The organism is Roseimicrobium sp. ORNL1 (assembly GCF_011044495.1).
In the GTDB taxonomy this organism is placed as follows: Bacteria; Verrucomicrobiota; Verrucomicrobiia; order Verrucomicrobiales; family Verrucomicrobiaceae; genus Roseimicrobium.
Map to the genome: position 1 here is coordinate 6,968,585 of NZ_CP049143.1, position 26,899 is coordinate 6,995,483.

The 26,899-nt window shown below is 59.9% G+C and carries 27 protein-coding genes and 1 tRNA gene; 13 read left to right on the plus strand and 15 right to left on the minus strand.

Features of this window, described 5'->3' with window-relative positions:
* Positions 1-88 precede the first annotated feature (88 nt).
* Positions 89-634, plus strand: a complete 546-nt coding sequence (locus tag G5S37_RS27990) for a hypothetical protein (protein ID WP_165208914.1) — start codon at positions 89-91, stop codon at positions 632-634.
* A 54-nt stretch (positions 635-688) separates the two neighbouring features.
* Here the strand turns inward: G5S37_RS27990 and G5S37_RS27995 are convergent, their stop codons facing one another.
* The 3 genes from G5S37_RS27995 to G5S37_RS28005 form a co-directional block, all read right to left on the minus strand.
* The gene (locus G5S37_RS27995) at positions 689-1,792 is read right to left on the minus strand and encodes a helix-turn-helix domain-containing protein (RefSeq protein WP_165208917.1); all 1,104 of its coding nucleotides are present in this window, start codon (positions 1,790-1,792) and stop codon (positions 689-691) included.
* A 313-nt stretch (positions 1,793-2,105) separates the two neighbouring features.
* A complete protein-coding gene (locus G5S37_RS28000) occupies positions 2,106-3,062 on the minus strand; it encodes a hypothetical protein (RefSeq protein WP_165208920.1) in 957 nt (318 codons plus the stop codon).
* 334 nt (positions 3,063-3,396) lie between these two features.
* Positions 3,397-4,689: a tyrosine-type recombinase/integrase gene (locus G5S37_RS28005; RefSeq protein ID WP_165208922.1), complete on the minus strand. Its 1,293-nt coding sequence runs from the start codon at positions 4,687-4,689 to the stop codon at positions 3,397-3,399.
* A gap of 108 nt (positions 4,690-4,797) precedes the next feature.
* On the opposite strand from G5S37_RS28005, the gene G5S37_RS28010 reads away from it, so the two are divergent.
* Positions 4,798-4,870: transfer RNA gene (locus tag G5S37_RS28010), tRNA-Arg, on the plus strand.
* A gap of 79 nt (positions 4,871-4,949) precedes the next feature.
* Positions 4,950-5,321: a hypothetical protein gene (locus tag G5S37_RS28015; protein WP_165208925.1), complete on the plus strand. Its 372-nt coding sequence runs from the start codon at positions 4,950-4,952 to the stop codon at positions 5,319-5,321.
* A 35-nt stretch (positions 5,322-5,356) separates the two neighbouring features.
* Here G5S37_RS28015 and G5S37_RS28020 read toward each other — a convergent pair whose 3' ends face one another.
* The 3 genes from G5S37_RS28020 to G5S37_RS28030 form a co-directional block, all read right to left on the minus strand.
* On the minus strand, positions 5,357-5,617 hold the full coding sequence (locus G5S37_RS28020) for a hypothetical protein (protein WP_165208927.1): 261 nt from the start codon (positions 5,615-5,617) through the stop codon (positions 5,357-5,359).
* Positions 5,618-5,705: 88 nt separating this feature from the next.
* On the minus strand, positions 5,706-6,839 hold the full coding sequence (locus tag G5S37_RS28025; RefSeq protein ID WP_165208930.1) for an aminotransferase class V-fold PLP-dependent enzyme: 1,134 nt from the start codon (positions 6,837-6,839) through the stop codon (positions 5,706-5,708).
* A gap of 36 nt (positions 6,840-6,875) precedes the next feature.
* On the minus strand, positions 6,876-9,005 hold the full coding sequence (locus G5S37_RS28030) for an acetylxylan esterase (protein ID WP_240914729.1): 2,130 nt from the start codon (positions 9,003-9,005) through the stop codon (positions 6,876-6,878).
* A 170-nt stretch (positions 9,006-9,175) separates the two neighbouring features.
* Between G5S37_RS28030 and G5S37_RS28035 the strand changes: the two genes are divergently transcribed.
* Genes G5S37_RS28035 through G5S37_RS28050 form a run of 4 tightly spaced genes read left to right on the plus strand, consistent with a single transcriptional unit; the run spans position 9,176 to position 15,457 of the window.
* Positions 9,176-9,925 (plus strand): FadR/GntR family transcriptional regulator, encoded by a 750-nt coding sequence (locus G5S37_RS28035; RefSeq protein WP_165208933.1) that lies wholly within the window; start codon positions 9,176-9,178, stop codon positions 9,923-9,925.
* Complete coding sequence (locus G5S37_RS28040; RefSeq protein WP_165208936.1) at positions 9,922-10,989, plus strand: cellulase family glycosylhydrolase; 1,068 nt, start codon at positions 9,922-9,924, stop codon at positions 10,987-10,989. Before G5S37_RS28035 ends, G5S37_RS28040 begins: the two co-directional genes overlap by 4 nt.
* A complete protein-coding gene (locus tag G5S37_RS28045) occupies positions 10,986-12,449 on the plus strand; it encodes a DUF1501 domain-containing protein (RefSeq protein ID WP_165208939.1) in 1,464 nt (487 codons plus the stop codon). The genes G5S37_RS28040 and G5S37_RS28045 overlap by 4 nt, the downstream gene beginning before the upstream one ends.
* Positions 12,446-15,457: a DUF1553 domain-containing protein gene (locus tag G5S37_RS28050; protein ID WP_165208942.1), complete on the plus strand. Its 3,012-nt coding sequence runs from the start codon at positions 12,446-12,448 to the stop codon at positions 15,455-15,457. Before G5S37_RS28045 ends, G5S37_RS28050 begins: the two co-directional genes overlap by 4 nt.
* Before the next feature lie 14 nt (positions 15,458-15,471).
* Here G5S37_RS28050 and G5S37_RS28055 read toward each other — a convergent pair whose 3' ends face one another.
* The 5 genes from G5S37_RS28055 to G5S37_RS28075 form a co-directional block, all read right to left on the minus strand.
* Positions 15,472-15,711, minus strand: coding sequence for a hypothetical protein (locus G5S37_RS28055; RefSeq protein ID WP_165208945.1), 240 nt, complete (start codon positions 15,709-15,711; stop codon positions 15,472-15,474).
* Between the two features lie 37 nt (positions 15,712-15,748).
* The gene (locus G5S37_RS28060) at positions 15,749-16,540 is read right to left on the minus strand and encodes a hypothetical protein (protein WP_165208948.1); all 792 of its coding nucleotides are present in this window, start codon (positions 16,538-16,540) and stop codon (positions 15,749-15,751) included.
* A 37-nt stretch (positions 16,541-16,577) separates the two neighbouring features.
* Positions 16,578-16,982, minus strand: coding sequence for a biopolymer transporter ExbD (locus G5S37_RS28065; RefSeq protein ID WP_165208950.1), 405 nt, complete (start codon positions 16,980-16,982; stop codon positions 16,578-16,580).
* 146 nt (positions 16,983-17,128) lie between these two features.
* Positions 17,129-17,557, minus strand: a complete 429-nt coding sequence (locus G5S37_RS28070) for a hypothetical protein (protein ID WP_165208953.1) — start codon at positions 17,555-17,557, stop codon at positions 17,129-17,131.
* A 50-nt stretch (positions 17,558-17,607) separates the two neighbouring features.
* Positions 17,608-18,300 carry a MotA/TolQ/ExbB proton channel family protein gene (locus G5S37_RS28075; RefSeq protein WP_165208955.1) on the minus strand — a complete coding sequence of 231 codons (693 nt, stop codon included), beginning with the start codon at positions 18,298-18,300 and terminating at the stop codon, positions 17,608-17,610.
* A gap of 442 nt (positions 18,301-18,742) precedes the next feature.
* On the opposite strand from G5S37_RS28075, the gene G5S37_RS28080 reads away from it, so the two are divergent.
* From G5S37_RS28080 to G5S37_RS28105, 6 genes are all read left to right on the plus strand, one after another.
* Positions 18,743-19,318, plus strand: a complete 576-nt coding sequence (locus G5S37_RS28080) for an aminodeoxychorismate/anthranilate synthase component II (RefSeq protein ID WP_165208958.1) — start codon at positions 18,743-18,745, stop codon at positions 19,316-19,318.
* Positions 19,319-19,360: 42 nt separating this feature from the next.
* The gene (locus tag G5S37_RS28085; protein ID WP_165208961.1) at positions 19,361-20,797 is read left to right on the plus strand and encodes an ATP-binding protein; all 1,437 of its coding nucleotides are present in this window, start codon (positions 19,361-19,363) and stop codon (positions 20,795-20,797) included.
* Positions 20,798-20,994: 197 nt separating this feature from the next.
* Positions 20,995-22,035: a bifunctional diaminohydroxyphosphoribosylaminopyrimidine deaminase/5-amino-6-(5-phosphoribosylamino)uracil reductase RibD gene (gene ribD / locus G5S37_RS28090; protein WP_165208963.1), complete on the plus strand. Its 1,041-nt coding sequence runs from the start codon at positions 20,995-20,997 to the stop codon at positions 22,033-22,035.
* 43 nt (positions 22,036-22,078) lie between these two features.
* Positions 22,079-22,288, plus strand: coding sequence for a hypothetical protein (locus tag G5S37_RS28095; RefSeq protein ID WP_165208966.1), 210 nt, complete (start codon positions 22,079-22,081; stop codon positions 22,286-22,288).
* The gene (locus tag G5S37_RS28100; RefSeq protein ID WP_165208969.1) at positions 22,285-22,584 is read left to right on the plus strand and encodes a type II toxin-antitoxin system RelE/ParE family toxin; all 300 of its coding nucleotides are present in this window, start codon (positions 22,285-22,287) and stop codon (positions 22,582-22,584) included. The genes G5S37_RS28095 and G5S37_RS28100 overlap by 4 nt, the downstream gene beginning before the upstream one ends.
* On the plus strand, positions 22,581-23,126 hold the full coding sequence (locus G5S37_RS28105) for an HAD family hydrolase (protein WP_206026183.1): 546 nt from the start codon (positions 22,581-22,583) through the stop codon (positions 23,124-23,126). The genes G5S37_RS28100 and G5S37_RS28105 overlap by 4 nt, the downstream gene beginning before the upstream one ends.
* 69 nt (positions 23,127-23,195) lie before the next feature.
* Here G5S37_RS28105 and G5S37_RS28110 read toward each other — a convergent pair whose 3' ends face one another.
* From G5S37_RS28110 to G5S37_RS28125, 4 genes are all read right to left on the minus strand, one after another.
* Positions 23,196-23,492 (minus strand): hypothetical protein, encoded by a 297-nt coding sequence (locus G5S37_RS28110; RefSeq protein ID WP_165208974.1) that lies wholly within the window; start codon positions 23,490-23,492, stop codon positions 23,196-23,198.
* Between the two features lie 28 nt (positions 23,493-23,520).
* Complete coding sequence (locus G5S37_RS28115; RefSeq protein ID WP_343229892.1) at positions 23,521-24,078, minus strand: DUF2752 domain-containing protein; 558 nt, start codon at positions 24,076-24,078, stop codon at positions 23,521-23,523.
* A 24-nt stretch (positions 24,079-24,102) separates the two neighbouring features.
* Positions 24,103-24,810, minus strand: a complete 708-nt coding sequence (locus G5S37_RS28120) for a c-type cytochrome (RefSeq protein WP_165208979.1) — start codon at positions 24,808-24,810, stop codon at positions 24,103-24,105.
* 151 nt (positions 24,811-24,961) lie between these two features.
* On the minus strand, positions 24,962-26,656 hold the full coding sequence (locus G5S37_RS28125; RefSeq protein ID WP_165208982.1) for a sialate O-acetylesterase: 1,695 nt from the start codon (positions 26,654-26,656) through the stop codon (positions 24,962-24,964).
* Positions 26,657-26,899: the final 243 nt, after the last annotated feature.

Genomic DNA, 26,899 nt, shown 5'->3' on the forward strand with positions numbered 1-26,899 from the left:
AGGCCTGCAAGCAAAGAAAATTGCCCTTTCCCGCCGAATTTTCGCAGGTTGCACTGGACGATTAAGCAGCGAATGATTCTTCTATGGCATGAAAAAACAATCCGAATCTTTGAAGGAGAGATTGCTGCGGGTAAGCTGGCCGCACACCGCAAATGGGCGCAAGTGGCGAACGGACTCCGAGGCATTAACCCGTTTGGACTATTACGGCAAGAAGCTGCTTAAGCTGGGCATGACAGCGGACGAGGTGGCCAGCATGTTCGGAGACACCTACTGGGATGCATTTAACGAGTTTAGAAACATGCATGCGTCTATCGAGTCAGAACAAGGAGTCAGCAGAAAAGCGCCCTGTTTTGACGAGACCGTTACGATGTTCCGCCTTGATGCGACTTTGCTTTCGCCTGAAGAACTGAAACGCGACTACAATTTCTATTTTAATGCCTTCTTGGAGAACGGAAGCGTTGTCTGGGCCAGGCGTGGAGGCGGGAGTTGTAGCCACTCCCTGCCGACCTTCTTAGACATCGTCCAAGACGACAACAATTTCGCATTTGGTCCTGCTAAAAGCGTCTCCGGCTGGACTATTGCCAAGCTCGCGGAAGTGAACGCCGTTGGACTCTACAAGAGGAAAGAGCAGTAGCTGTATGGTGGGTGACCGTCGGCAGTGAACACAGTACCAGAGGCCCGAACGAGTTCACGAACGTTGGTCCAGCGAATTGCCGCCCTCTTTTTTTTCGCGGCAGGCTCTGGCAATTTCCCGCTGATTGGAGAGAGGAATGTTCTGCCATGGCCAATGCTCACAAATCTCTTTCGCACGAGCATCAGAATCCACCCATCGCGGGTCCCCTGTGACATACATCCCAAGTGCCACCCTTCGCCAGTCGCCCTCCGGTTCACGCATGAATGGATTTTTTGGCGGCTCTTCTTTTTTCGGGTATCGGAGAGCGTACCACCGTTGGGCATTGGCCAGCATTTCCGGTAGGTACCTCAGGCACGAAACGGCGTTTTTCCTTCGGCATCGCAGCAAGCTGGCCTGCTCTTCCCAGTCTTCGCGTTGAGGTGCAGGAGCTTTCAGGTATTTTTCCAGCATGGGCCAGGCGCTCTGGTCCTGCGGAACATATTTGAAGCGCAAGCGCTTGATGCGGCTGTCTCGATAGTTTCTTGGAAGGCCGAAGGCCTCATTGAGATTCTCTCTCCAAAAATCAAAGTCACACACCTCACCTTCCCCCTCTGGGGGATTAAGGGGGATGTTTAAGTTTTTCTTTTCAGTTTCACTGAGAGTTTGGGTGTCATGGCCGTCACCCCCTGCGGCCCTGCATGTCACCCCCTCTGTGCCTCCGGCGTCACCCTTCGAAGGGGTTGGCAAGTGCTTAGCAAGTGCTTGGCAAGGGCTAGCACTTGCTAGAGCCTCATTTGCAGGTGCCACGAACGGCTGTTGAACGGACGTTCGAGCAGACGTTGAACGGGCGTTCGCGGGCGATAGGGTGTCACCCGTGTCACCCCCCTTCACTATCGCGGGTGTGGACAAGCCAGGCAGCAGTGGCCAGTATTCGTTTGTCCTGCTGATTCCTGTTTCGAAGCTAATATACAGCTCCTTCAGCTCCTCATTCAATTCACGCAGGATGCGTTTGGCGTGCCGCTCTGTGATGTTCGCCTCCTCCGCGATGGTCGCAACACTCGGCCAGCTCTTGTGCCCTTGGTCCTTGTTCCCGTGATGCGCAAGAATGACCAGCACCAATCTCGTGGAGCCTTTGGCCTTCGAATGCTTCAGTACCGCGTTGATGGCTTCCAGGCTCATCCCTTCCTCCCCTCAGCCCGCGTTTGTTCCTAGCTCACAGAATCCACCGTATAGCGGGCAATCTCCGCGTCGGCCCTTTCTACATCAAAGCGAACGCACCGCCTCCCCAGCTTGATGGCATGCAGCCGTCCGCACTGCATCCAGTTCGTGATGGTCCTACGGCAAACGCCATACCGCGTGGCCAGCTCGCGGGCGGTTGCCAGTTTCCTGTTCGTTTCGTTGGTTGCTTTCACGAGAGGGATTTTGCCCTCTAGCGCCTCACTCGAATACTTGCTTATCTAGACCTCGTTTTCCAAGAATTCAACGCCGCCGCTCAGACACCCACGTAACAACGATAGAAATGCACAGAGTCTTCAAACGCGGACTTTATCTCACTTTCCCAGCTCGCGGCACTGAATTCAGTTTTTTGGTCCACAGAGCGTTTTCGTTCGGATAGCATTCTGCCGTTTTTGTTTTTGCCCCAGCCACGAAAATGCTCGTGTTCACGCGCAAAAGCTGGCCAGGTTTCCTTTGCCAGCGGCCAGAAAAACTTCTGCCAAGCCTGCTCATACAATTCCGGCCTGCACACGAGCGATTTTACCGAGTCCACATAGAAGCGGGGCAGCTCTGGAGGGGATGTCTCCTCGTCATTTTTGGCCATTATCTGGATGAGGTTGGCCAATGAGGCCACGTGCGCTGGAGCATTCTCCGGCACTTCGGGATACATTAGAGCGAGGTCTTCCACCAAACGCTCAAAGTCTCTCATTAGGACTCCTCCAAAGAACCGGACCGCCGCGAAGTCCGTGCGCCCCCGTCCCAGTCTGCGTGTCTCCTGCCACCTTGACGCAAACGCGTCGTTCTCATCACCCACCCTTCTGGTGAGTTTTACAAAATCACTTTCCACCAACATCCGCACGAGGTCTGCAAGCAAGCGCTGCGCATCATCTCGCACGCTCGGGACATGGTCCGCAGCCTGCGTCCACATGATAAGGGATTGCATTCCCCGCCGGAAGATGTGGCCTATGTGCTGAAAGTGCTTTTTGCCTTCCTCAGGGTTTTGAAAGGCAGCAAGCATCAGCGGGTCGAAAAACCGAGTTTTCCCGTCCTTCATTTTGTAACCCTCGACATACGAGGGGCAGAGCATCTGCACCGCTTCAAGACACTCGCGATCCATCTTCGCGGCCAATTGTAATAAATTTTCCGGGGGCGAATCGATTATCGTAGTCGCAGCAGTTTGACGCTTCCGACCCCCTCCCCCCGTCTTCACAGGCTTGCTTTCGGTTGCTTCCATGTGACCAACTACGCACGACTGTCAATAGGCAGCACGATTGCGCTGGGCCGCTTTCATGGTAGGTTATGACTATGCCTTTGGACTCATCAGTTGATGCTAGTGGCGCAAACGATTCCAGCGGAGTGAAAGGAAGCACCTCAGCACATCACTCGGACCGCTTGGACGATATGCTATTAGAGAATCTCAGGTTAGCGGGCCTAAAATATCCTCCGGCGAAACAGCCTCTTTCGGGTGCCGAATTAGCCGACAAGCTACAGGCCATCGTCAGAACGCGGCCATCCAAGGGCATCCCGCTGGCCCCTCGATTTCGCAAGAAGCCGCCCGAGATTTGAGGCTATGCGGCAGCCGTAAAGGGAATGACCTTGCCCGCTGCGGCCTGCTCCGTGGGCTGCACCGCAAACCACTTCTCTGCGTCCTTGGCGTGGCAAAGCTCGCGGTAGTGCTTGCTTTGCACCGCAGCACTGTGGCCAGCTTCATAGGCCACCTTGCCCGCTTCTCCCACCATGGCCACGCGATAGCTGCACCAGGAATGCCGTAGAACGTCCGGTGTCCATTCGATACCTGCCGTTTTGCAGGCCTCGTCTCTCCTGTCGCGCAATTGAGTAGGAGTAAGGCCCACCACAAACCCGGTAGCATCCTGCGGCCTGTAACGGTCTAGGAATGCTTTCAGCGCGGGCAGCACTGGCACCAGCCGCCGTGAGCCGACTTTTGTAATAGCCGCGCCAAGCTCGACGTCCCCCATCTCCAGCCGCACATTCTCCCACCGCAGGCGCTCCGCCTCGCGTGGCCGCACCCCCGCCAGTCCACCCAAGAGCAGCCACCAGAGGAAACGATGGTCGCCCCGTTCCGCGCCTTTCGTCTCCGCAGCCCCCAGCAGCTTCGTCCATTGCTCAGGCGTGAGGATGCGAGGTGTACCCCATCGCACCTTGGGCGCTTCCGTGCGCTCCAGAACCGTGTTCTCCGCCACCCATCCGCGCCGCCGTGCAAAGCTCCAGAGTACGCTCAGATTGCGCCGCATAAGCGCCACCGTCGCAGGCGCGTGGCCTTGCGAAAACAGCCAGCTTTCAATCTCTGCCCCTGTGATGCTACACAGCGGGCGCGTGGCAAACGCATTCCCAAACGCTCCCAAGCGCGATTGCAGGTCCCGCAGGTAATCCACCGATGAACCGTTGGCCTTCTTCGCTGCCAGCAGTTCCTCCACCGCCAGAGGCACAAGCTGGCTGGCTTGCTCTGTCTTGTGGCGTCCGGCCACCTCCCGCACTGCATCCAGCAGGGACATGCCGGACACGGCCAGTAGGTCCCGCGCCGTCTTCAGCTCATGAACCGCATTGGCAAGGGCAGGGTATCCCATGGCCTCCGCTTCGCGCCGTGCCGCAATTGCGTCCTCCAGCTCCGCGCCGTTCAGGTGCTCGATGCGTCGTCCCAGGTTCTCGCGCTTGGTGTTGCACTGTTCCGCGAAGGTGCTGGCCTGCTTGAAGTCATCGAAGAAGCGCCGAACCCGTTTCCCGGCCTCCCGGCACTCCACCATCCACTCATAACGGGGATGCTGTGCCCGCTTTGGTTCAATGGCCCCCTGAACCCTCTTGCGATAGGAGAACCTGCGGCTACTTTCCCGTTCGTTCTTCATGGTGCATGCATATTACCAAACTGGCAACATTTGGGCAACAAGATTTTCTTGCGTTGCCGTTTGCGCCTTGTTTCAACGTATGCAATTAGCACAGTGTGAATTGAATATGCACCCGTAGCTCAGTGGATAGAGCAGCGGATTTCTAATCCGTTGGTCGCAGGTTCGAATCCTGCCGGGTGCGCATTTATTTACCGGGCAACCTGACCAAGGGGCATGAGGAAAAGGTTGACCAAGGTGGGCCGATGTAGAAAATCCGGGCCATGCGGGTTTTAGTGAATATCGCAAAAATACTCACGGTGATCATCTGTCTCGCAGGGGTGGGATGGCTCATGTGGTGGCACAAGAAGAATCCGGAGGCGAAGAAGGCGGTGGAAGCCATTGCGCAAAAGAAGGAGGAAGAGTCCGCTGATGTAAAAGTCGTTCGGAAGTGGATGAACGACAATCTGGCCGACCCGATGGCGGAGATGATGGAGCTCCGGGACGAGAAAACCGTGAGCGGGACGAAAACGCGCGAGGTGAAAGTGCGCGGACGCAATGGCAAAGGCGGCTGGGTGATCAATGTCTTCCGCGTCGAGTTCGGGCCCAACGGTAGCATCGCGCGGGCGGAACAGATCGACACTCCCAAGGAGTAGGAAGCGCAGGAACTTCCGGAAAATGCCGGGCGCAGTCAGTGCTCGTGCACCAGCTCCATGAACACCAGATTGTGCCGGGCGCAGGCTTCGTGAATCCAGGTTTCACGTTCACGTTCCACTTCTTCGGAAATTTCGTCGTCGTTGGAGTACACCCACAGCTGGTAGCCGGTGTCGTACTGCACCGGATTGAAGTGGAATTCGCTGAACCACGGCTGGCTGCGCAGTTCACCGGCGAAGGCCTGGATGTCGGCTTCACTGCCGTCCACCCGGATGCTGAAGGGTAGGGAGAGGGTCATGGCATGCGTGACGGATGCGATCCGTCCTCCATGGCAGTTCGGCGGCTCTTCCTTCCGCGGATGTATGGAGGGATGGAAGTACCGGTGCTCACACCGTACGAGTGAGGGGCTCCAGAACGCGCAGGAGGTTCACCACGTCCTTCTGCGTGTTGTACCCGTGGATGGCAATGCGGATGCGCCCGGCATGATGCATGACGTGGATGTGCTCACGCTCCAGCACGGCGTGAATTTCCCCGGAGCGCGTGTGCTGAAAGGCGACGATGCCGGAGGGGTTCGCAGAATCCCACGTGCACATGGGCGCCGCGCCGTAGTCGCGCAGGGCCTTGTCCACTTCACAAACCAGCGGGTCGGCATGCGCGGCGATGTTTGCCACGCCGATGCCTTCCAAATACCGCAACGACGCGTTCAAGGCATAGAGCGCGACAAAGTTCGGCATGCCCACCGAGAAGCTCGCAGCGCCTTTCTTTGGCTCGGCATGCTGGAAGCGGTCAGCCTCGAACGCATTCTGCAAATGGAACCAGCCACCGGCGTGTGTGGTGAGCTTCTCTGCTCCTGCCTGCGGCACGCCGATGATGCACCCACCATGGATTCCGAGGGTCCACTTGTGCGTGCTTGAGATGATGATGTCCGCACCCGCGCAGTCGAGCACCACGCGACCCAATGCCTGGGTGACGTCCACGGAGATGAGAGCATTCGGTGCATAGCGGCGCACGGCTTCGTGGAAGGGTTTCCACTGCAGGCGATGCCCGTTGTAAAAGCTCACCAGCGACACCTGCACCAAGCGTGTGCGTTCATTGAGCAGCGGGATGAGATGCCGCGCATCGAGCGCTCCCTCGCTCGCACGCCACAAGCGTGTTTCCGGAGGATGCGTCGCTCGCAGCCAGGGCGTGGCACCCGCTGGGAAATCCAAATCAGACACCACCACCTCATCCTCCGGGCCGAGGTCGAGCGCAGAGGCGAGAAGGTTGTACGCCTCCGAGCTGCACGAGCAGAAGGACACCTCTGCTGTGCTGAGCCCGAGCATGCGTGCGCTCACTTCCCGACAGGCTTCCACCTGGCCGAAATGGGCATCGCGCCCCTTCATGCCGCGGAGTTTGTCATTCCAGTAGGCCTGGATGGCATCCCCCACACACTTTGGCGGAATACTCTCCGCTGCGGTGTTGAGATACGAGGTGTCGTTGAGTGCCGGAAAGTCGCGCGCGCGGTCTTCGGGGGTAAGCATGGGGGTAGTGTGGCGTGCAGTGTGGCAGAGTTCAATTCAATCCATTCCCTGCGTGGCGCTCCACGGTTCCAGCGAGGTGAGCCCCTTCGCCTGCAACGCGGCATAGCACTGCGGCAGGTCGAAATGCGCGAGCACCTTCGGAGGCAGCGCCGCGTAGGGCCAGTTGTAGTCTTCGGTGCTGGCGACTTCGGTGAAGGAGTTCAGCGCGTGCTTAACTGTCACCTTGGACACACTGCCTTGCAGCAGGGCCGCGAAGGTCACTGGCAGCGAACCCCAGCCATTACCCGCCATGTGCACCTCCGTATGCCCGATGGAATTGAGCCACTGCACGACGCGCAGTACATCATAGACACGACGGCCGAGCAGTGGCTGGTCCATCATGATGCCATGGGCCGCGTAGAAGTAGTGGCTGCCGTAGGGTTTCAGGAACTGATCGGTGCCGCAGGTGTCCGGCTGTGAGTCGCCGATGCCACGCACATCGCAGGCGTAGAAGAGGGACTCGGCATTATTTTTCAGCAGCTCGGCGACCAGCGGTTCGTCGCGCAGCTCAGCATCCGCAGAGTGATGCGAGACATACAGCACAGCCTTCTTCCCGTCAGCATGAGGTCGCGAGATGATGGGCTTTTCGGAGAGCAAGGTGACGATGGCATGAATGCCGGGCTCGCTCTCCACGGCGTACAAGGCATGGGCCTTCGCAGGATACTTGCGGCTGCCGCTGCCACGCAACACGCGATAGTCCGGTGCACTCTCGGGAAGCATCGCTGGAATATGCAGTACCTCGGCGATGGCCTTCTTCAGGGCCTCTCCTTCCAGCTTCGGGCGTGATTTCTCCAACGCCTGCGCCTTCTCACTCGTGAAGGAGAAGACAGTGCGCGATTGAAGGTCTCTCACCTGGCCTTGGGGAGTGCAGTAGAGTGTTTCATCCTTCTCAATCGTGAGCGCGGGTTCCGTTGTTTCCTTCGAGATGCCGGTGGCCTTGTTGAACCATTGGTACATGGCTTCGCGATTCTCCTTTGCATAGCCATGGTAGTCGCCACCGATGTGCAGCTTGATGTTCTCCGGCACGCCAAGCAGCGTGTAGAGATGCTTGAGGCGCACGAAGGCCTCTTCGCTGCCACGCACATCGAAAAAGTCTTTCTCCTGCGCGACAATCACCACGGGCTTTGGTGCAAGCGCTGCGAGGAAGTCCGCATGATCCAGCCCCTGCGCAATCACGCCGAAGGGACATTGTTCGGTGTCGGCGGGCAGTTCATTTTCCGCGTTGCGGCGGAAGGTGGTCACAAAACAGGCGGGCGCCGCCATGGTCCAGCGCTGGTCCACACCACAGAGCCATGTGGTCATGGTGCCGCCGCCGGAGTTGCCGGTGACACCCACATGATTCGGGTCCACCTCCTCGCGTGAAAGCAGGTAGTCGAGCGCGCGGATGCCATCCCAAGCACGCCACGCTGGGAGCGACTCACCCACGAGCACCTGCTGATTCCCTGCCTGGATGTGCTCTCCCACCCCAATGCCGTAGCGCGCAGCGAGACCCTTGCCCTTCGGCACCGGCGCATACTGCGAGCGCTCACCCTGGCCGATGGGATCAAAGATGAGCACCACATAACCCATGCGCGCCAGCCCTTGGGCGAAGCTTTGGTACGCTTCCGCCGCCTTGCCATTGGTGGAGTGTCCGCACGAGCCCACCACGCCCGGCAGCTTCCCTTTCCGCCCCTTGGGGATATACAGGTTCGCGGTAACGAGGAAACCGGGGCGGCTCTCGAAGATTACATTCTCGATCCGGTAGGTGTCGCGTTCCACCGTGTTCGTCACCCTGGCATTCAGCGGCGTCTTTTCCGGCCACGGGCCAAAGCACTTCTGGATGCGCTCCCGGATGCTGCGCACGTGCGCTTCTGCATCGGCCTTCGTTTTCAACGCGGCGAGCACCGCCGCATTCTTCGCCTCCTGCTCGTGCAGGCGGTCGACCAGGTGCTCCTGCAGCATGCGAGGGAAGCGATTGAGCGGCTCCAATGCAGGAGCGGCGCCGGCAGCCGCGGGCTTCGCTGCATCGGCCGCTGCTGCTGCCATCACGGAAGTACTCAGGCCCATCTGGGCCAACGGCATGGTGAGAAGAGCGGAGCCCGCGGTCTGAATGAAATGCCTGCGATCTAGGGGAGAGCGTGAAGTCATGCGCAGAGGATACGGGCAGGGCGGGAAACTCTTCAGCCGAGTTCCGCTTCATGACGTCAGGAGGAGAGCACGGCACAAAAGTACCTGCTTCCAGAAAGTTCGGCGCAGCAGTCTCGTAATCAGATTAAGTGGTATGACCTCTTACCACTTCATCCCCCACCCTGCTTTCCATGAATCTTGCCACCATCCAGCGTCCCTCCACCCTTGTGGAAGAAGTCAGCCAGCGTCTCGCGCGGGAACTGCGCCGCGAACGTGCGGAGGAGTGGCTGCCCCCGGAACGCGAACTCGCGAGCCAGCTCGGGGTGAGCCGGACGGTGGTGCGGGAGGCGACCAAACGGCTCGAACTGCAGGGCCTCGTGGAGGTGCAGCATGGTGTGGGCATTCGCCGCAGCGGGAAACTGCACAAGCCACTCAATGGTTCGCTGGCCTTGTTGATTCCGGACGAAGCGGGCCGCTTGAAACAATCGCTTGAAGTGCGCCTCGCCATCGAGCCGGAAGTGGCACGGCTCGCCGCCGCTCGCGTGACGGCAGCCCAAGTGCGCGAGCTTCGCAAGGTACACGCCCGCCTGGAGAATGCCGACACCCTCGAGGAAGCAGTGGAGGCGGACATCGAGTTTCACCGAGCCTTGGCCCGTACTACGGGAAATGAAATTTTCGGCCTGCTGCTGGAGACCCTGTCCGACCTCGGCCGTGAGAGCCGCATGGCCACCATTTCTCACGCCGGGGTAAAACGCGCCATCGAGCATCACGCCGCCATCCTGCACGCGGTGGAGGCCAAAGATGAAACCGCCGCCACGCGTGCCATGCGGCACCACATTGAGGTGGCCACTCACGACCTTGCGGCACAGTCCCGCAAAGCGACTCGCTCCACGACTTCCTCGCCACGCACCAGGAAATCCCACGCATCCACTTCCTCATGAATGATACACCCTCACTCACCACGAGCATGACCCGGCGTCATTGGTTGGGGCTGGCCGCAGGCACGGCGGTTTCCTCCGTTGCCGCAGCTGCTGACTCGCGGGCAAGCTCAACACCAAGCATGCACGCCTATCCGGGGTACGGATGGCTGCGGGGCTTCAGCATGGTGCCTTCTTGGGGTGCGCGCATCGAGGATGCCTGGTGGCTCTACGATGGTGCGCGCATGCGTGAGGAGGTGGCCTTGGCAAAGCAGGTGCACGCCAACTGCATCCGCCTCTGGATCGAGTTCACCGCATGGATGGCAGATCCGGACAAGGTCACGGCGCATTTCATGGATGCCGTGGCGGCCATTGCCGAGCAAGGTATGAAGGTAATGCCTTGCCTCTTCAACCGCTGGCATGACAATAAGTACGACTACGGCGGCACCTACACGGAGAATCTCCGCCGCGACCACCAGCCACAGCTCGACTATGTGCGCGCGCTCGTGCAGCCGCTGGCCAACGATGACCGCATCCTCATCTGGGATCTCTGCAACGAACCCCAAGCTCGCGATCTGAACTCAGAGGTGAACAAGAAGGAGTACGCCTGGCTGGAGGGTATCACCCGCGCCGTGCGCGCCTGCGGTGTGCGTCAGCCCATCACCATCGGCACCATGACGGGGAGCAATATCGAAATCTATGCGCCCCTCATGGACGTGCTCTGTGCGCATCCCTACTCACGGGACAAAGCGGCTTTGGAGAAGCAAATCACCGAGTTCAAGGCCATTTCGGAATCCGCCGGCAAACCACTGCTGGTCAATGAATGCATCCCCGGTGCACTGGATGATGCTGCACGCGCGGATGTCGCACGGTACTACACGGACTTGCTCTCCGCGGCAGGCTTTGGCTGGATGGGATGGGCCTTGCGTGAAGGCAAGGCCATCTCCACGCGCCGTGATCGCTATGATGCGAATGGCATCAACGGCGAAGGGTTCCATCCCTTCTTTACGAAGGAAGGTCGCCTCCGCAGCGGATTGGAATTTCTCACGCAACCTCCCACACTCCCCGCACCATGGCAGAAGGCATGAAACGCTCGCCAGTTCATCGCATGGGCACGCGTCGCGAGTTCTTGTGGCAGGCTGGTGGTGGACTGGGTGGCATCGCCCTGACTTCCATGCTGCATGGTGCGGCAACGGGAGCACCCATGGCCAATCCACAGGCGCCACGGTCCTCTCCACACGTGGCAACAGCGCAGCGGGTGATCCACATCTTCTGCCCAGGCGGCATGAGTCATGTGGACTCGTGGGACTACCGACCGGCGCTGGAGCGCCTGCACGGAAAGCCATTCGACCTCGAAGACGGGAAGAACTTCTTCTCCGGCAAGGCAGGAAACTACGCGAAGAGCTTCTGGCCGTACCGCCAGCATGGCCAGTGTGGGAAATGGATGTCCGATCTCTTCCCACGACTCTCGCAATGCGTGGATGACATGGCCTTCATACACTCCATGCAGAGCAAGACGGCGCTGCATGGGCCTGCGATGTTCATGGCGAACAGCGGATTCATTCTCCCGGGGTTTCCGGCGATGGGAGCATGGGTGACCTATGGTCTCGGCAGCGAGAGTGAGAATCTCCCCGCCTTTGTGGTGCTGCCGGATCCACGAGGCCTGCCACCAGGCGGTGTCATCAACTGGGGCGCGGGGTTCCTGCCTGCAGTGCATCAGGGCACGGTGATTGAAACCGCAGCGTCGAAGGCTCCGATCGCGGACCTGTTTGCAGACACACCACAAGGTGGGTTCGCGACCACGCCCGAGCATGAACGAGAAGGGCTCGACTTCCTGCAATCCATCAACCGCAAGCATCTCGCTGCGCGAACCGGCCAGAGTGAACTGGAGGCACGCATCGCCTCCTACGAACTCGCCGCGCGATTGCAACTCAGTGCGCCCGAAGTGACTGACCTGCGTGGTGAAAGCGAGGCCACACGCGAGATGTACATGCTCGACAACGAGGACATCGGTCCCTTTGGCAGACAATGCTTGCTGGCTCGCCGGTTGGTAGAACGCGGGGTGCGCTTTGTGCAGTTGTACTGCGGCGCCGAGAACACGACGGCGAAGAAGATCCGCCCGAACTGGGACTCGCATGAGGACATCATGCGCGACCATGGTTACTGGGGCGCGGTGCTGGATACCGGCTGCAGCGCCTTGCTTCAGGATCTGAAGTCACGTGGGCTGCTGGAGAGCACGCTGGTCATTTGCAGCACGGAGTTTGGCCGCCAGCCCTTCATGCAGGGTTCCCAGAAGGGGCGGGATCACAACCCCGGCGCCTTCACTGTGTGGATGGCAGGAGGCGGAATTCGAGGCGGCGTGAGTTATGGCTCCAGTGATGAGACGGGTTGGAAGGCAGAGGACAAACCGACGATGTCCTACGACCTGCACGCCACCGCCCTTCACCTGCTGGGCATCGACCACCAGAAACTCAGCGTGTATCACAACGGCATCCAGCGGCGGCTCACGGATGTGCATGGACACGTCATTCGGGAGGTGCTGGCATGAATGGTTCAAACCGCCTCCTCTTGATGCATCGCTGGAAGGTCATCGCGTTAGCCGCGCTTGCTTTCTGTACCACATCCGAAGGCGCAGTGGATTTCAGCCGCGACATTGCCCCCATCCTCAGCATGCACTGCGCGGAGTGTCATGGACCCAATGTGCAGAAAGGAAAAGTCTCGCTGCAATCTCGTGCGCATGCCGTGGGCGAAGCAGACTGGAAGAAAGCCATTGAGGCTGGAAATCCCGAAGCGAGCCTGCTGCTGCGATCCGTGAGCGGCTCGCAACCCGAGATGCCGAAGAAGGGACCCAAGCTCACGGCGGATGAAGTCAGCAAACTCCGCGAGTGGATCGCTGCGGGCGCTCCGTGGCCAGCGGAAGTCACACTCAAGGAACGGCTCAGCGGCTCCGGCACAGTCTGGTCACTGCAACCGCTGCGAGACTCGATGCCCCCCATGGTAGCAGTGGAAGGATTGCCTCTCCCCGTTTCCTCACCGGTGGATGCTTTCATCAACGCGAAGCTGTCAGGGAAGGGACTCACGCCCGCAGCCGAAGCGGATCGCCGCACCTTGATACGCCGGCTGAGCTTTACCCTGCTGGGCCTTCCGCCTTCGCCTGACGAAGTCGAGGCCTTCATCCATGACACGCACCCTGATGCCTGGGAACGCCTCGTGGATCGTTACCTAGCGTCTCCGCACTACGGTGAACGCTGGGCGCGGCACTGGCTGGACATCGCGCACTATGCAGACACACATGGGTTCGAGCGCGACCAGAAGCGTGAGCATGCGTGGCCTTATCGCGACTGGGTGGTTCGCGCCTTCAACAGTGACATGCCGTATGACGCATTCATCCGGCAGCAGATTGCCGGGGATGTCATCGCACCGCAAAACCGGGACGCAGTGATCGCCACCGGCTTTCTCGCGGCGGGTCCATGGGACTTCGTGGGGCAGAAGGAAACACCCAGTCCAATGCTGAAGCGCCAGGCAAGGGCCGATGACCTTGATGACATGGTGACTCAGGTAGTCACTTCAACGCTCGGCCTCACCATCAACTGCGCCCGCTGCCACAATCACAAACTCGATCCCATTTCCCAGGAGGACTACTACCGCCTCTGGGCCGTCTTCGCTGGAGTCACGCGCGGTGAGAGGGACATCGATGCTCCAGGACAGGAAGGCTCGCTGCAAAAGCAGAAGGAACTCGCCACGCGCCAGCAACAGCTCAGTGATGTGATCAAACGCCTTACCGGTCCCACGCTCGATCTCGCCGACATCGTGGGTGGAGGCGACGGCACCGGCAATGGAAAAGCAGGCGCAGGCATCGATGCCAGCACCGGAAAGCGCATTGAGAACAAGAAAGGATTCCTCGATGGAGCGAAGACGAATCGATTTCTTACCGTGCAGCCACCCGACAAGGGAGGCGCTGCGGATCTCATTCATGGAGTCGTCATTCCTGACGGCACGCATCCGGTGCCGGTCACGAGCACGGGCATCACGGTGGAAGGCGTGCCCGCCACCTCTGGCAAGGCTTGGGATGGAATTCGGAACGGACCAGTGAATGCGCAGGCGAGCACGACACTAAGCGGCGTAGACTACAAGAGTGCAGGTCACTCCCTCCTGGGGTTGCATGCGAATGCCGCCATCACCTTCGACCTCGCAGCCATGCGGCGCATGCTGGGAGATGGCGCGCTGCGCTTCACGGCCATGACGGGCTATGGCGGTTCGGCATTAAACTCGAAAGCGGAGTTCCATGTTTTCCTGGATGGGAAGCTTGCCTTCCATCGCGCGACGTTCGGCGCAAAAGATGGTGGCCTGCCGCTGGACGTGAGTATCCCCGCCAGTGTGCGTTTCCTCACGTTGATGTCCACAGATGGAGGGGACGGCATCTCCCACGATCAGGTCTTCCTCGGCGATGCGAAGCTCGCGCCAACCGAGGCATCCTCACGCCTTTCCAGAGCCGAGCAGGCACAGCTTGCCTCCGCCATCCAGGAGCGTGATGACCTCTTCAGCCAGCTCAATGCCCTCGCCCGGCCGGGCAAGTTCTACGGCGTCCTGAGCGGAGAAGCGCCCAAGGTCCACGTGCTGGCACGCGGCAGCACGGAGGCTCCCGGCGAGGAAGTCATGCCTGGCGGTCTCACCTGTGCCAGTGCATCCGATCATGATTTTGGCAATCACACCACCCCCGAAGGCGAACGCAGGCGCAGGCTGGCGGAGTGGCTTGTCCGCACAGACAATCCACTCACCGCGCGTGTGCTGGTGAACCGGCTGTGGCACCATCACTTTGGCAGAGGGCTGGTGGATACACCCAGCGACTTCGGAAATGGCGGAGGCAAACCAAGCCATCCCGAACTGCTGGACTGGCTCGCGCGTGAATTCATGAAGTCCGGATGGAGCATGAAACACATGCACCGCCTCATCCTTACGAGCAAAGCCTACCTCCGCAGCTCCCTGCGCGAGATCGAAAGTCCAGACACCTCCAACATCCTGCTGGCACGCATGCATCCCCGTCGACTGGATGCCGAGTCTCTGCGTGACGCGGTGCTGACCGTGAGCGGTTGCCTGAATCCCGAGATGGGTGGGCCGGGATATCAAGACTTCGACTATCAGGAGGCCTATGCGCCGATTTACAAACACATCACGGCGGACAAGCCCTCGCTGTGGAAGCGAAGCATCTACCGCTTCATCGTACGCACCACGCCACAGCGGTTCATGACCACGCTGGATTGTCCTGACCCGGCCAACCTCACTCCGGCACGTCTCACCACCACCACCGCCCTGCAGTCGCTCGCGCTGATGAACAACGCCTTCATGCTGCAACAGTCGCGCTACTTTGCCGAGCGCGTGCAGCACGAGACCGGCGTAGAAGCCGGGGCGCAGATCACACGTGCGTTCGAGCTGGCCTTCCAACGTGCGCCTGACTCGCAAGAACTGGAAAGCGCTCTCAGACTCGTGGAACAACAGGGGCTGCCCGCCCTGTGCCGCCTGCTATTCAATGCAAACGAGTTCGTGCACCTCGACTGACGCAACTCGCTTTCTCAAATCGGCTTGGGCTTGGTGGCTTCATTCAGGGAGCCACACTGCGGACACGCGGTCATGGGACTGCGGTTGAGGTTTTCGTAGATGTTCCCGCAGATGCGGCAGGACACGAGATCCTGCCGCGCCTTCCCCTCCTGACGACGCTCCTTCATCACGGCATACAGCCAGAAGCACCCGAGCAGGGCCAGCCCCACAATCATGCCGAGTAGCAGCAGGGTGGTGAGGGAGACGTGTATCATGATGGGTGTGATGGAAACGATTCGGCGGGAAGCCAGGCTACGGTTGTGCTTTGGAAGGTTCCCAGGCGAAGCTGGCCACACCCCAAGTGGGTGCTTCAGCGTCCTTTTTCTTCTCCTCAACGGGTTCAAAGCGCGCTTGCGCGACCCGCTCAATCAGTTCGGAGGCCATCGCCAGATGCTCCGACTCACGGAGCGGCAGGGCGAACCAGACACGCCCCTGGGCATCCACGCCGAGCTGGATGTGGTGCGCACCAGGATCCGCCGGCGAGATGCCGGTGAAATCCGGAGGGTGTATCATCTTCCGAGTCACCAGATTTCCAGAGAGCTTCATCACCAGGCGTGGCGGAGCCTCTTTCGGCGGAGCCTGCTCGTCCTTCGAGGAACGCTTCAGCTCACTGAAATCCAGCGGCGGCAGCACCGGTTCATCCACCTTCAACAAGCGTGCTGGAGGCACGGTGAAGGGCTTGTGAGGAAGGTCTTGCAGGCCGAGCTTGTGACCCTCGTAGCTCGGGTGGAATACCGGCGCATGATCTTCCAGCCGTGAGGTGTCAGCACCGGGATCATCACTCGGCAGCACCAGGAAGTCACGATCCTGCACTTTGTTCAAGATGGCTCGCGCGACAGGGTCCGAGGGATCCAGCAGCAGCACCTGGTGGGGAATGGGGGTGCTGCGTTGCGATTGTGGATACACCACCTGAAACACATAGAAGAATCCCGCCAGTCCCAGCGCCACCACGCCAATCCAGAAGATGAGCCGCCGCCCCTGCTCCAGTGGCCGGGGCCAGTGGAAGATGAGGGGCGTTTCCTTGGAGGAGGTTTCAGCAGGCATGGGCTCTTATTCGGTCGGCGAATGGCACCTCTTCACCTCACCTCGACGGCTGGGTGGCAAAGGCCACCTCATAGCCCATGCGCAGGGCGAGATTGCTCACCTGCTGGAAACGTCCGCCCAGCGGCGCTCCCCCATCCGCGTGAATGATGAGCCGGCGTCCCTCGGTCTTCTTCAGCTCAAGCTGACGGCCGAGTTCCTCGTAGGTCACCGGCCGGCCATTGAAGTACATGGAGGAATCATTGCCCGAGGGCAGGGTCACCACCTGCGCGCGCTCAAAGCCGCTGAGGCGAGAGGCACTCTCCGGCAGCTTCACCGCCACGCCGCTCTGGATCACGAAGTTCGAGCCCAGCAGGAAGAAGAGCAGCAGGAGCAGCAGCACGTTGAGCACCGGCCCCAGGTACATCCAGAAGCCCGGCTTCGGCAGATGACTGACGAGCTTCATGAATGGGACAGGTGCAGCACTTGGGCGTGAAAAGAAAGGGACAGGGACATCAGCGGATCCTCAAGGGTTCCATGCACATAGGATCGCGACTTGCTGCGATGGGCGCAACTACAAATCCTCCCATTCCACCATCCACCGGCAGGGAGTCAGCCCCACTCATTTCCGTGGGCGGAACGATGCAGGGGATACAGGAAAACGTCCCCCACCTCCACGGGGGAGTCGTCGGGCGGGCTCGGGAAGTAGAGAATCCTGAGCACGCCGCGCATGGAAACCACACTGGCAAACACGGTCTCGCCGGCCATCCGGAGTTCCACTCGCGCTACACAGCACGGATTGTCTTTTTTCCTGAGAAGCGGTCCTTTGTAGCGATCGAGGCCGAGATACACCATCCGCCCCTTGTTAAAGCGCTGAAAAAATGGCATCGACCGTAATTGCGCGCGGACTGCGTCGACATCGTCCGCAGGCAATTTCACCAGGACGGCATCAAGCAACGCCATTTCGGCAGGCTTGAAGAAGAATCTGCCGTTATAGGCAACGAAGTACCATGCCCTCTTGAGGATGGTCCAGAAGTTCATCGTGAGTGAGAAAGGACATCTGTCGTCGTCGCCCTTCCCTCACGGCTTCTTTATCCGCGCTTCAGCGCGCTGCCGGAGTCGGCCTTGCGGAACTCCACAATCTGCGCCCCCATCGCGGGAGCAGCGTGCGCAGGCTCGCGATTGTCCTCGAGGATGTTCACGATTTCGATACCGGCGCGCTCCAGGTCATGCATGAGGTGGCGGGCCTTGGCTGCCAGGAACGAATAGAAAAGGTAGCTTGGAATCGCCACCACCAGACCCAGGGCCGAGGTAATGAGCGCGAGGAAGACTCCATTCGCCACATCCGCCGGCGTGGCATAGCCATTCACATTGTTCAGGCGGGTGAAGGTGTTCATCAGGCCGAGGATGGTGCCCAGAAGACCGATGAGAGGCGTGGCGTGAGCGATGCCGTGCAGCACGCTGAGATAGCGCTCCAAGCGCGGCACCTCGAGCTGGCCAGCTTCCTGCACGATGTCTTTCAACTGCTCGCGCGTCGCATGGTGGCGCAGCAACGCGGCGTGCAGCACACGGCCGGCAGGCACACGGGTGGCCACGCATTCCTGGAGAGCCTCGGCGTAGTTTTTCCGGCGAATCAGACTGGCAAGTCCGGCGAGGAATTCACCGACATTCATGCCTGCCCGATGGTAGTACGAGATGCGTTCCGCAAAGATTGCCAGGGCCAGCCCAAAGCAACCCAGGAGCACCCAGACAAGGGCGCCTCCTTTGGAAATCAGATCGAGCATGAGGGTGGTAGCGGGATGTGAGGTTCTCTAGAAAATCAAATCCGCACGCACCGGAGCCGGGGGGAGCCTGAATGCGCGCGCCAGTACCAAAGGGGAGCAGGGCATGGCGTGAACGGCGGGGACCCTATAGCTTGTTTCATGCCGACGCAATGCTGCATTTCCCTCTTTTTCCACCAGTCGTAACTGGTTGAACGACCGCGAGAAGCGAGCCCAAACGTGCAAAATTCGGGACTGGCACAACAGGAGGTGAAGGCGAAAAAACATCCTCTCTGGCGGCGGTTAAATTTTAGAAGTCTTAAATAATTCACCCCTTTTCCGATTCTGCAACTGCTTTCCCCCGGTGGGTCGGATGAGCAAAACCGCATCCACATTTGCGTCCCCGGGAAGGTCCGCTACTTTCCTTTACCCGCCATGCCGTTCCGCATGGCAAAAGCCCCCGGCCATGCTCCTCATCATCGACAACTACGACTCCTTTACCTACAACCTCGTGCAGTACTTCGGGGAAATGGGCGCCACCATGGAGATCCGCCGCAACGATCAGGTGACGCTGGATGAAATCGAGAAGATGCAGCCCACGCATGTGTGCATCTCTCCCGGACCCTGCACGCCCAAGGAAGCGGGTCTGAGCAATGACGTGATCCGCCGCTTCGGCAGCAGGGTGCCGCTTCTCGGTGTTTGCCTGGGACATCAATGCATCGGTGATGTGTTCGGCGGCGATGTGGTGCGCGCGGGCCGGCTCATGCACGGCAAGGTCTCACGCATTCATCACACGAATGCTTCTGTCTTCGCCACCATGCCGCAGGACTTCGAAGCCACGCGCTACCATTCTCTCATCGTGAAGCGTGATACGCTGCCGGACTGTCTGGAGATCACGGCAGTGGCAGCCGATGACGATTCTGAGATCATGGGCCTGCGCCACAAGGAACTGCCCATCCACGGCGTGCAATTCCACCCGGAAAGCATTCTCACCCAAGATGGTAAACGACTGTTGAAGAATTTTCTGGAAATGAGCGCCTAGCGGCACTTAAGTTGCTTGTCCACCCGCACCGGCCCGCGCGTCATGTCACGACTCCTCTCTCTTCGCGAAGCCCTCAGCCATGCTCCGGACAACACGGCGCTGCTGCTGCTGTATGGTCACACGTGCCTTGATGAGCTCCTGCTCGAGGAAGCGCACGACATCTTTTCCCGCATCCTCTGCCTGGAGCCGGATCACGTGGAAGCCCAGCTCTGCCTGGCCCGCACTCTGGTGCTCCAGGGTGACACCAGCGGCGCTGCCGTGCGTGTGGAGCGCATCCTGCAGCGCGATCCCGGCAATGCCTCCGCCCACCTGGTGCTGAGCCGCATCTTTCTCGCGGAGAACAACCGGAACCGTGCGCTCGAATTCTACCAGCGCGCCCAGGAGATGGATTCGTCGATCTGCGATCCTGCCCTGGAAGCGGATCTCGGTCGCGTGTCCAAGCCGGGTACGCCACAACGAGACAAGTCCGGCAATGCCTTTGACCTGCTGGATGAAGACGACCTCTCGACGGAGGTGCAGCAGGAATTCTTTGATGATCCCTTCGATGAAGCCGTCACCGGCGACTGGAAGCCGGAGACCTTCTTCGCTCCGGGCGATGGTGAGCGTTTCCGTGTGACCTTCTCCGATGTGGGCGGCATGGATGCCCTGAAGGAGGAGATCCGCCTGAAGATCATCTATCCCCTGCAGCATCCCGAGCTCTACAAGGCCTACGGTCGCAGAACGGGCGGCGGCATCCTGCTGTATGGCCCTCCCGGCTGCGGCAAGACCCTCCTGCTGCGCGCGACTGCCGGTGAGGTGGCGTGCAATTACTTCGCCATCGGCCTGCACGAGATTTTCGACCCCTACTACGGGAGCATCGAGCGCAACCTGCACCAGATTTTTGAGACCGCGCGGGCCAACACGCCCTGCGTGCTGGTGTTTGACGAGATCGACAGCCTCGCTCCGAATCGCCGCGACGTGCGCGACACGCAGACGCGGAACATCGTGAACCAGTTCCTCAGCGAGCTGGATGGTCTGCGCGGTGAAAACCAGCGCATCCTGGTCATCGGCGCAACCAATTCACCCTGGCAGCTCGACCCGGCGCTGCGTCGCCCGGGACGCTTTGATCAGGCTATTTTCGTGCCGCCGCCAGATGAAAGCGCCCGGCTGCAAATCATCAAGTTGCTCTCCAAGGGCAAGCCGATTGCGCAGCTCGATGATGCTGCCCTTGCGCAGGCGACCGCCGGATTCTCCGGGGCAGACCTTCGTTGGGTGTTTGACCGCGCTGCCGAGCTCGCCCTGGCAGATGCCCTGCATGCCGGGAAGACGGTGCCCATCCGCATGGAGTCCCTCCTCGAGATCTCCAAGAGTCATGTACCCAGCACCAATGCCTGGCTGGATGGCGTGAAACAACACGCCCCCGCTGCGCAGACCGACGCCCTCTACAACGAGGTGCGCAAGTTCATGCAGCAGCAGGCCAGCGCGCGACAGCAGGGCTAGGACTGAGGAAACAAGCCATCGGACTATCTGCGATCTGCGGCGCTCCTGCGCAGCCAGATTGTCCATGCTCCACCCCTTATGGGACGGAAGGCAATTTGTGTCCCGACGTCTCATCGGATGAATGCCTTGTTGCAGAAAGTGCGTTTCTCGCGTGGATAGTGGCGTCACGTCACCAGACCCCCCTCCCTGTCAGCATCATGGCTTCCTCGGACGACGAATACTTCATGACCATCGCATTGGCGCAGGCCTCACGAGGCATCGGGCTCACTGCTCCCAACCCGCCCGTGGGCGCCGTGATCGTGAAAGACGGCACCGTGCTGGGGGAAGGTTATCATCATCGCGCAGGCCTCCCCCATGCCGAGATCGAGGCACTGCAAGATGCGATGGGCGGCGGCCATGATGTACGCGGTGCCACGGCGTACGTGACGCTCGAGCCCTGCTCCACGAAGGGACGCACGCAGCCCTGCACCCGGGCGCTCATCCACGCAGGCATCTCGCGCGTGGTGTATGCGCTCCACGATCCCAATCCCAAGCACGCCGGCTCCGCGGACAAGCTCCTGCGCAACGAGGGTATCGAAGTGGAAAGCGGGGTGCTGGAGGAGGAATGCTCCCGGCTGATCCGCCCTTTCGCCAAGTGGATCACCACCGGCATCCCGTACGTCATCGCCAAAGTGGGGCAGAGCCTGGATGGCCGCATCACCCGGCCGCCTGGCGAATCCCAGAACATCACCAGCAAAGCGGCGCGGGAGCACGCGATGCAACTGCGGGTGCGGTGCGATGCCATCCTGGTGGGCGGTGAAACCGTGCGCCAGGACAATCCACGGCTGACACTGCGTGGTGAAGACATCCCCGAGGAGAAGAATCAACCCTGGCGAGTGGTCGTGACGCGCTCTGGCAGCCTGCCGAAGAAGTCGCACATCTTCACAGATGAATTCAAGAAGCGGACGAAGGTGCTGAAGGGAGATCTGTCGTTTGAAGAAATTCTGCGTGAGCTCGCCAAGATGGACATCACCTGCGTGCTCGTGGAAGGCGGCGGCAATCTGCTGGGCCAGGCCTTCGCCTCACGCCATGTCGACGAGTGCTTCTGGTACCTCGCCCCGCGCATCTGTGGCGGCGGTGTGATGTCCGTGGGCGGCGTGGCCTTTCCAGATGGTGCTGGCTCCGTGGAACTCGCCGACGTGTGGCACGAGAGTCTGGGAGATAACTTCCTGATTCATGGGTACCCGGTGTGGGAGTAGTGGCTTGCCTCAAAGTCACGCGGGGACTATGTTGCCTTCATCCATGAACGTCGCAACGCTGCTCGAAGAAGCGCTCAAGCTCCCCTTGGAGGAGCGCGAGGCGCTGTGCGACAAGCTGCAGCTCAGTCTGCAGATGGCTCAGGACGCCACGCTCGCTCGCCGACTTGAGGCACATCGCGAGCATCCCGAACAAGTGATTTCACGTGAAGCATTGGAAGCGAAGTGGCAGGAGAAGTGGGGTTGGAAGCCATGATGTTGCCGCTCGTCGTTCGACACGAAGCGGAGCAGGAATTCGACGCGGCCATCTCGTGGTACATGGAGCAGGCCCCTCCCGAATGGGGTCACCAATTCATGTCTGCGGTGCACCATGCTTTCGATAAGATTCAAACTCATCCCGAACAGTTCAATTTTCATCGACTGGGAACACGGCACTACCAGTTGAGGCAATTTCCCTATGACATCCATTATTTGGTGGAGCCTGACCGCATCGTGGTAATTGCCGTTTTCCATCGACGTCGTGATGACAATGCATTGAGTGAACGACTGTGAACTTGCGTCCTGCCTTTTTCTTCGACCGCGATGGTGTGGTGAATGTCTCACCCGGCGCCGGCTATGTGCTGCGCTGGGAGGACTTCCATTTTTGTGACGGCGTCATCGAAGCGCTGGCCTGGCTGAAGAAGCGTGGCTTTGCATTGGTGCTGGTGACCAATCAACAAGGTGTGGGCAAGGGGCTCATGACCCAGTCCGCGCTGGATGACATGCATCACCACATGCAGGAGGAACTGGCCAAACACGGTGCGGCTTTTGATGCCATCCACGCCTGCACCTGCCTGAAAGGCAACCCGGGCTGCACCTGCCACAAGCCGAGTCCGGAGATGGTGCTGGCTGCCGCCAAGAACCTGCAACTCGACCTCGCGCAGTCCTGGCTCATCGGCGATCAGGATCGCGACATCCAGATGGCCATCAGCGCGGGTGTGCCTCATACCATTCGTGTTACCGGTGAGCACGAGTGCGGAGTGCAGGCCGGGCATGTCATCAAGGGCATGTCTGAGCTTCCAGCACTCCTGAAGTCGTTGATGCAGGGTGAATAGAGAGCGATCCTGATCGTGGCTTTCACCTCGACCAGGATCGCTTCGAATTCGTTTCCTGCGTTGCAGGCGCTAGTTGGCGCGCTCAGGCAGATTCTGCAACTTGGGACCGTACGCAGCACCCGAGGCGCCTCCAAGCACGGCTGAAATGAGGAGGAAAATGGTAAGCCAGACCATGAGCTTCTTGAATCCATATTCTCCGCACTTCACCCAACCCCAGATGAAGGCGAAGAGTCCGCAGAAAATCCCCAGGATGCCGAGGCCGACGCCACCATGCTTGAAGACCTTCACGAGAAGCATGATGTGCAACACAAGGGCAATCAGCCCTGTCACGCAGTACAAAATCCCAAGGATGGAGCCAGCTATCATAGTGGTACGTGTTTGATGATGGACTTGCTTATTCCGTCCCCTTCACGATCCGCTCCTGCAACCAGGTGCGTACCGGTGGAGGACTGACGATAAGCGGATGGGTGGAGGGGACTGCCATCCGGATCAAGCCATAAATGAAGGTACACACCAAAAAGAGAAGAGGCAGGCACGTGCGTCGCTCGAACGCCTTTACCCATCGATTTACGGGATCACGCCAGGCCTTGGGCGCCAGCGCCGCCCATGCGAGGAAGGCTGCCATCACCATGAACCCCGGTGAAAAGGGGTGATGCTTCATGGCCAAACCCCACTGCCCCTTCAGCAGGGCCGCAGTGGCGCGCGTCATGCCACAACCTGGGCAGGGCAGGCCAGTCATGTTGGCAAAGAAACACGGCCAGATCGACCACCCCATGAGGTGCGCACCTCCCAGGAGCGCTACCATAGCCAGCATCGCGCGGCACATAGCCGTCTGTTCCAGGAGGGAGGAGAACCATGGTACGGTGAGGCCCCGCCAGAGCCGCCGACCCCATGAGGGCCGCTCAGGTATCGAAGACTCCGTGACAGCAGAACCTGGGGGCGCCTCACTCATGATGGTGTGCAGTAACGTTCCACGTTACTTCCTCTGTACCGCAGAGCTAAACGGATCACCACCAGTAGGATTCACCTCCGTCACTTTGGGTTTCTGCAACTCCAGCAGATATGCCACCAGCGAATGCAAGACCTCCTCGCTCTCCACGAAGCTGGAGCTGAAGACCATCTTCTGCCCGTTCACATCCTTCGGATGCACGCCACGGATGCCGGTCTGATACTTTTTGATCTGCGATGCCAGGTACCAGTCTTGCAGACCAATGAGCGGAGGGCTTCCAAAGAAGAGTTCCCCTTCGGCATTGTATCGATGGCATTCCATGCAACGCTCTCCATATAGGAGTCGTCCCTCGGTGGTGTCTGCCTGAATGGTGGCCACAGGGGTGTGACGCGGCAGACTGGCGACGTGCACCGCCATGGCCTTTGCCTGATCCGCGGTGAGTACCTTGGATACAGCCCGCATCAGTTGCCCCTCAGGATCCTGGGAATGCGTACCGCGGCGATCGTTGCGGAAGTTCTCCAACTGCGCTCGCACATACCAGTCAGGCAGGGCAGCGATGGAGGGCGCCTTGAGATCCTGCCTCCCCTCCCCTTTCGGACCATGGCAGGCAGCACACACGTTCTGGTACAGAACCGCCGCTTCCTGTCCCGCTCCCTTGGCTTCATCCGCCCCGTGCACTGCCGCTACCTGCGACACCAGCAGAGCCGCCAACAGGATGCGTGTGAAGGACTTCATGACCGAAGGCAGTGTCAGGAATGATACACCATGGGGTACGGACGACCGAAGCGATATGTCTGGAAAGCAAAGAAGGGAAGAATGCGAACGAGGCACTCTTCCCTTCTGAAATGACATCATGAGCAGAAGTTAACTGCGCAATCCTTGCTGACTACGCCGCTTTCTTGGCGGGCTCCGCCGGGCGCACTTCTTCCTTCTTCGCCGGGACAGCGGCGGGTGCGGGTGCAGGTGCTGGCGCCACGTTTTCGACGAAGGGATTCACGACATCCTTGGTGGAAAGATCGAACTTGTCCGAACGGAAGACGCCGGTGGGCAGGCCGTCCTTGTTCACCAAGTTCGCTTCGGGAATCCAGCCCACCCAGGCGTAGCGCACTGCCACGGGGTTTTTCACCTCTTCGCTGGAGACATGCACCTGGGGGCGGCCGGCAAACACTTTCGCTTTCGCGGGCTTCCAAACGCGATCAGCGCCGCAGATGAGGAACCCTTTGATCTCGCCACCATCGCGCGCCTTGAGGCCATCGGCATTGCTGAAGTGCACCACGATTTTATTCCCGGTGACATCAGCGCCACCGTACACAGGTCCGCCTGAGAGGAGGTTCTGCACCTTGTAGTCTTTCACCAGAGCCTGGCGGGCAAGACGACGACCAACTTCCTGTTTGTTCTTGGGATGGATGTCCTTCTCATCACCGATATCATTCGCCACCGCGAGACCGCACTTCGGTGTCTTGATGGCAGTGAGGAACTGCGCCCACTGGAGCTCAGCCCAGGTGTCTGGTGTTCCGATTGGCTTCGGACCGCTGGGGCCGAAGCCGGCGAGCTGCACAATGTAGAAGCTGAAGTCATCTCCCCACTGCTTGCGCCAGTCCTTGATCATGGCGGGCAGCAGCGTCTGGTACTGCTCCGCGCGCTTCTGGTTGGACTCGCCCTGGTACCAGATCGCGCCCTTCACGGCATAGGGCACGAGCGGGGCAATCATCGCATTGAAGAGCACCGCCGGACGATGCTGGGACTTCGTCTGATCCTGGAAAGCACCGGGCGCATTCGGCACGGGCTTCTGTGCCGCGCCGGGCTTGGCATTCTCTTCCTTGATCTGGGCAATCTTCTCATTCTGCACCTTCGCGGCGGCTTCGTACTGCTCCTTGGCCTTCGCAGCGTCGTATGTTTTGAAGAACTCATCCCAGCCGGTGATGATGGCCTTCAAGGAGGGCACAGCTTCCAACGCTGGCTTGCTGGTCCAGGCCTCTGCACGCGTGCCGCCCCAGGAGGTGTTGATGAGGCCGATGGGCACGTCCAACTTGGTCTGCAGCTCGCGTCCGAAGAAGTAACCCACGCCGGTGAAGCTGGGGATGTTCTCCGGAGTGCAAACGAGCCAGCCTTTGGTGCCAGCCACCACCTTCTGCGGCTCGTCTTGAGCCACGTTCGGCACGGTGAAGAGACGAATGTTGGGATGATTCGCGTCAGCGATCTCCTTGTCCGAGTCGTTCGAAGACTTCACGGACCACTGCATGTTCGACTGACCGGAGCAGATCCAGACTTCACCCACGACGACGTTCTTCAGGGTGACTTCATTCTTGCCCTTCACGACGAAGTCACGGCCCTCGGCGCTGGCTTCCAGTTTTTCGAGAGACACCTTCCAGGCGCCACCCTTGTCTGCCGTGGCCTTCTTGCTCTGACCGGCGAAGGAAATAGAGACCTCCTCACCCGCATCCGCCGTACCCCAGACCGCGACCGGCTTGCCGCGCTGGAGCACCATGTTGTCCGTGAAGACGCTGGCCAGCTTGACGTCCGCCTGAAGCGAACCGGCAGCAGCCGCGAGGAGTGAGGTGAAGAGAAGGAGTCGTTTCATGATGACGTGGAACTATCGTGGGGGTGATTGAAGCGGGAGTGGCTGCTTTGGCAAGGGTGGGGTTTCGGCAGAGACCTCCCCGGCGATGGAAAATGCAGGACGGAAGAAAACGGGAGAAGGGGCACGCATTCTTCCATGGAACAAAAAATCTCCCTTGGGGTTCACTAACGGGTTGCCTTAGCCCCGGATTGTCGGGCACTATGCTCTGGAAAAACACGCTTCTGACCGTCACCCTCCGCTGAC

What these genes read in the sequence shown, in the direction of transcription:
- G5S37_RS28055 (WP_165208945.1), bottom strand. Translation starts at nt 15,711, where the DNA reads ATGATACACGTCTCCCTCACCACCCTGCTGCTACTCGGCATGATTGTG.
- G5S37_RS28040 (WP_165208936.1), top strand. Translation starts at nt 9,922, where the DNA reads ATGAATGATACACCCTCACTCACCACGAGCATGACCCGGCGTCATTGG.
- G5S37_RS28050 (WP_165208942.1), top strand. Translation starts at nt 12,446, where the DNA reads ATGAATGGTTCAAACCGCCTCCTCTTGATGCATCGCTGGAAGGTCATC.
- G5S37_RS28120 (WP_165208979.1), bottom strand. Translation starts at nt 24,810, where the DNA reads ATGAAGTCCTTCACACGCATCCTGTTGGCGGCTCTGCTGGTGTCGCAG.
- G5S37_RS27990 (WP_165208914.1), top strand. Translation starts at nt 89, where the DNA reads ATGAAAAAACAATCCGAATCTTTGAAGGAGAGATTGCTGCGGGTAAGC.
- G5S37_RS28080 (WP_165208958.1), top strand. Translation starts at nt 18,743, where the DNA reads ATGCTCCTCATCATCGACAACTACGACTCCTTTACCTACAACCTCGTG.
- G5S37_RS28095 (WP_165208966.1), top strand. Translation starts at nt 22,079, where the DNA reads ATGAACGTCGCAACGCTGCTCGAAGAAGCGCTCAAGCTCCCCTTGGAG.
- G5S37_RS28000 (WP_165208920.1), bottom strand. Translation starts at nt 3,062, where the DNA reads ATGGAAGCAACCGAAAGCAAGCCTGTGAAGACGGGGGGAGGGGGTCGG.
- G5S37_RS28075 (WP_165208955.1), bottom strand. Translation starts at nt 18,300, where the DNA reads ATGCTCGATCTGATTTCCAAAGGAGGCGCCCTTGTCTGGGTGCTCCTG.
- G5S37_RS28085 (WP_165208961.1), top strand. Translation starts at nt 19,361, where the DNA reads ATGTCACGACTCCTCTCTCTTCGCGAAGCCCTCAGCCATGCTCCGGAC.
- G5S37_RS28110 (WP_165208974.1), bottom strand. Translation starts at nt 23,492, where the DNA reads ATGATAGCTGGCTCCATCCTTGGGATTTTGTACTGCGTGACAGGGCTG.
- G5S37_RS28100 (WP_165208969.1), top strand. Translation starts at nt 22,285, where the DNA reads ATGATGTTGCCGCTCGTCGTTCGACACGAAGCGGAGCAGGAATTCGAC.
- G5S37_RS28070 (WP_165208953.1), bottom strand. Translation starts at nt 17,557, where the DNA reads ATGAACTTCTGGACCATCCTCAAGAGGGCATGGTACTTCGTTGCCTAT.
- G5S37_RS28060 (WP_165208948.1), bottom strand. Translation starts at nt 16,540, where the DNA reads ATGCCTGCTGAAACCTCCTCCAAGGAAACGCCCCTCATCTTCCACTGG.
- G5S37_RS28025 (WP_165208930.1), bottom strand. Translation starts at nt 6,839, where the DNA reads ATGCTTACCCCCGAAGACCGCGCGCGCGACTTTCCGGCACTCAACGAC.
- G5S37_RS28115 (WP_343229892.1), bottom strand. Translation starts at nt 24,078, where the DNA reads ATGAGTGAGGCGCCCCCAGGTTCTGCTGTCACGGAGTCTTCGATACCT.
- G5S37_RS28020 (WP_165208927.1), bottom strand. Translation starts at nt 5,617, where the DNA reads ATGACCCTCTCCCTACCCTTCAGCATCCGGGTGGACGGCAGTGAAGCC.
- G5S37_RS28045 (WP_165208939.1), top strand. Translation starts at nt 10,986, where the DNA reads ATGAAACGCTCGCCAGTTCATCGCATGGGCACGCGTCGCGAGTTCTTG.
- G5S37_RS27995 (WP_165208917.1), bottom strand. Translation starts at nt 1,792, where the DNA reads ATGAGCCTGGAAGCCATCAACGCGGTACTGAAGCATTCGAAGGCCAAA.
- G5S37_RS28005 (WP_165208922.1), bottom strand. Translation starts at nt 4,689, where the DNA reads ATGAAGAACGAACGGGAAAGTAGCCGCAGGTTCTCCTATCGCAAGAGG.
- ribD (WP_165208963.1), top strand. Translation starts at nt 20,995, where the DNA reads ATGGCTTCCTCGGACGACGAATACTTCATGACCATCGCATTGGCGCAG.
- G5S37_RS28125 (WP_165208982.1), bottom strand. Translation starts at nt 26,656, where the DNA reads ATGAAACGACTCCTTCTCTTCACCTCACTCCTCGCGGCTGCTGCCGGT.
- G5S37_RS28015 (WP_165208925.1), top strand. Translation starts at nt 4,950, where the DNA reads ATGCGGGTTTTAGTGAATATCGCAAAAATACTCACGGTGATCATCTGT.
- G5S37_RS28030 (WP_240914729.1), bottom strand. Translation starts at nt 9,005, where the DNA reads ATGACTTCACGCTCTCCCCTAGATCGCAGGCATTTCATTCAGACCGCG.
- G5S37_RS28065 (WP_165208950.1), bottom strand. Translation starts at nt 16,982, where the DNA reads ATGAAGCTCGTCAGTCATCTGCCGAAGCCGGGCTTCTGGATGTACCTG.
- G5S37_RS28035 (WP_165208933.1), top strand. Translation starts at nt 9,176, where the DNA reads ATGAATCTTGCCACCATCCAGCGTCCCTCCACCCTTGTGGAAGAAGTC.